This is a genomic window from Pseudomonas sp. AU12215 (assembly GCF_001675465.2).
Taxonomy (GTDB): Bacteria; Pseudomonadota; Gammaproteobacteria; order Pseudomonadales; family Pseudomonadaceae; genus Pseudomonas; species Pseudomonas nitroreducens.
This window is the reverse complement of record NZ_MACM02000113.1, coordinates 1-3,030: the sequence shown is the minus strand read 5'-3', so window position 1 is coordinate 3,030 and position 3,030 is coordinate 1. Positions and strand designations below refer to the sequence as shown.

The following is a 3,030-nucleotide window of genomic DNA, read 5'->3' as shown; positions in this document are numbered from 1 at the left end:
TGTCAAGCACCTCGGCGACCTTCTTTTCAGTTCGCTGCCGGAGCAGCTAATGAAGAGCGGCAAGTGAATCACCTGCCTGATCACCACTCCCAACCTCTAAGCTCTGCAAGTACTTGATTTTCAAGTTCTTTCAGCGCTTCGTCGCCGGGAGTGGTGCGCATTATAGGGAGTTTAAATCGAGCGTCAACGACTTTTTGCAGAAAGATGACAAAGGGACCACTCCCCTCTCCCTCTAATATAGAAAGCAGCACCTTCCTGCAGCCGCGCCAAGCCAGGCACCGCGGCCCCAGCCATACAGCTGAGTCGTTCTACCTATATAGAGGAGGCGCTGCCGAACCTCCCACTTCAAAGCACGCTTGCCAGATTCCTACGCGCTTTGCAGGTTCCCGCCCCGGAAAGCCCTCCTCCATCCTGCGCCCGTCACAGTCAATCCTGTGGCCTGGTTTGACGACCGGAAATGAGATGGCGCGAAAACGCTGAAAGCGCGTGCGGGAAAGAGCGACGGTTTCCAGTAGGCGCTTTCATGCCTGTAGTATTCACTACTGGCTCTATGGCGGATCGCGCGGGGGACCCTCGGGTCTGCCGGTTCCATCTCCCGGCTCGTCAACCCTGCGCGGTCCGCCACCCTTCGCTTGACGACGACGCGTCGCGGCTCCTCAACCTCGTAGATGGAGCTTCACCATGCAAGACGCTTACATATCTGTCGTATTCCAACGCCACACCTACCAACTCCGCGCCGTCCTGATCGACCGCCAACCGTGGTTCGTCGCCCACGACTTCGCCCTCCTGATCGACGCCCGCCGCCCCTACCGCCTACCCAAGCGCATGGACCCGGAACAGAAACGCGCCGTCATCCTGGAATACCTCAGCGGCTTCCGCTAGGAAGTGGAAGTCATCAGCGAATCCGGCACCTAACAAAGCCCTATACCGCCACTAGCATCCCGAACACCGCAACTTCGCCAAATGGCTCAGCGACGAAGCCCTCCCAACCCTCCACGACTCCCAGCACATCCCCGACAGCAACCCCCTGCGCGCCTTCATGATCTGGGCCGACCAACGCATCGGCGTCCTCAAGTAGCAAGGGGAAATCTGGATAGCGCGACGAGACCTACCAGCCTTCCTGGCAGCGCAGGATGATTGGCCACTGAGGGACGCGCCGAGCTGGCGGTCGATATAGGGAGTTTTTGAGGGAAGAGAAATGCAAAAAGGCCGGTTGATTGCTGAACCGGCCATTTCAAATTTGGTCGGGACGGAGTGATTCGAACACTCTACCCCTTGCACCCCATGCGCTTATTTCATGGATTTACATGGATGCTAGTGGACACTAATGGATCGCCTACACCCTAGCAAATACGGGACACACAGGCTAAATTCGCGTCCATCACGATCCATGAGCATCCACCGACAGCCAGGCGATTCGGTGGGGCAAAAGTGGGGCAAAATTCCAAGGCGACCGAATCGGGCAAGGGGTAGAAGGTGGCAAAACTGACGGCGAAGCAACTGGAAGCGCTCACCTCGGCCGACGATGGCAAGACACTGCGTGAAGACGGCGGTCTGGTCGCAAAGGTTCGCGCTGGCGTACGCGGCATCACTGTCATGTTTCGCTACGAGTTCAAACTGGATGGCACCAAGCGCGATCATCGCCTGGGTAGCTGGCCCAAGAAGTCGCTGGCGCAGATTCGGGCCGAACGCGACGAAGTGAAAGCGACAGCCGCCAAAGGGATCGACCCCACCGCTGCCCGTAAGGCTGCCAAGATCGAAGCCCAGGCCGCCATCGCCGCGACCATTGCCGAAGCTGAACGTCAGGCCGCAGAAAACAAGACAGTCGCCGACCTCTTTGAGGAGTGGATGCGTGATGGCGTATCACGCCAGGACGGTAACGCCGAACTGCGCCGCAGCTTCACCAAGGACGTGCTGCCGCTCATTGGCAAGAAGCCTCTGCGCACCCTGACTGAGAAAGACTTGCTCAACGTCCTACGCTCAGTAAAAGCCCGCGGCTTGAACCGCACCGTTGTGATCCGCAGCAAGGACATCGGCCAAATGCTGCGCTGGGGAGAGAAACGTAAGCCATGGCGCACTCTCATGGCAGAAGGCAACCCGGCCGACCTGGTAGAGGTCAACAAACTGCTCGACCACGACTACGAGGAACAGCGTGATCGCCTGCTCTCTCCTGACGAAATCCGCGAGCTACGCGACATCTTCGCCCGCCTTGAGCGCGACTACGGCGCCCTCCCTGCGGGCCAGAAATACTCCGGCATCCGCCCGGTCAATCCGCGCGTACAATGCGCCGTCTGGATCTGCCTGAGCACCCTCTGCCGTATCGGCGAGCTGCTCAAATCAGAATGGCGCTATGTGGATCTGGAAAAAGGCACCTGGTTCATCCCAGCCGAAGCAACCAAGGGCCATAAAGGCAAGCGCCAGGATCACCACGTCTTTCTTTCAGCCTTTGCCCTTGAGCAGTTCAAGCGGCTGCATAAAGAAACCAGCCATACACCGTTCTGCTTCCCTAGCAAGGATGGCAATAGCCATGGCGATACCAAAACAGTCAGCAAACTAATCGGTGATCGACAGTGCCGCTTCAAGAACCGCAGCAAACCTCTTACCGGCCGTCACCATGACGATTCACTGGTGCTGAGCAAGGGCACCAAAGGTGAATGGACCCCGCACGACTTGCGCCGCACGGGTGCAACCATGATGCAGGAACTAGGCATCACTCTAGAGATCATTGATCGTTGCCAAAACCACTTGCTGGGTGGATCCAAGGTACGCCGGCACTATTTGCATCACGACTACGCGAAAGAGAAAACGGAGGCTTGGCGGACTCTCGGGGAGAAATTAGAAACAATCCTAAGTACATCCTCGACCACCTAAGTAGCCGCAAAGACCGCCCCAAGTGGCGGGCCTTGAGCTCCTCCAATCGCACGGCGGTTGCAGAAGCTGAGTGCAACACGGTTACTGGATTGAAGCAGGTGCATCATGCTGCAACGCCACTACCTCTGTCATGACCTCAATCGGGCATTTCCAATTGAA

Annotated in this window: 2 protein-coding genes; both read left to right on the top strand. The window is 57.8% G+C overall.

All coding sequences use genetic code 11. The features are described 5' to 3' along the window. The first annotated feature begins 681 nt into the window (after positions 1-681). Complete coding sequence (locus A9513_RS36525) at positions 682-882, top strand: hypothetical protein (protein ID WP_231387757.1); 201 nt, start codon at positions 682-684, stop codon at positions 880-882. 594 nt (positions 883-1,476) lie between these two features. Continuing rightward, positions 1,477-2,871 carry a site-specific integrase gene (locus tag A9513_RS14715; protein WP_043157654.1) on the top strand — a complete coding sequence of 465 codons (1,395 nt, stop codon included), beginning with the start codon at positions 1,477-1,479 and terminating at the stop codon, positions 2,869-2,871. Positions 2,872-3,030 lie beyond the last annotated feature (159 nt).

Coding starts and splice junctions, on each gene's coding strand:
- A9513_RS36525 (WP_231387757.1), top strand. CDS start 682: ATGCAAGACGCTTACATATCTGTCGTATTCCAACGCCACACCTACCAA.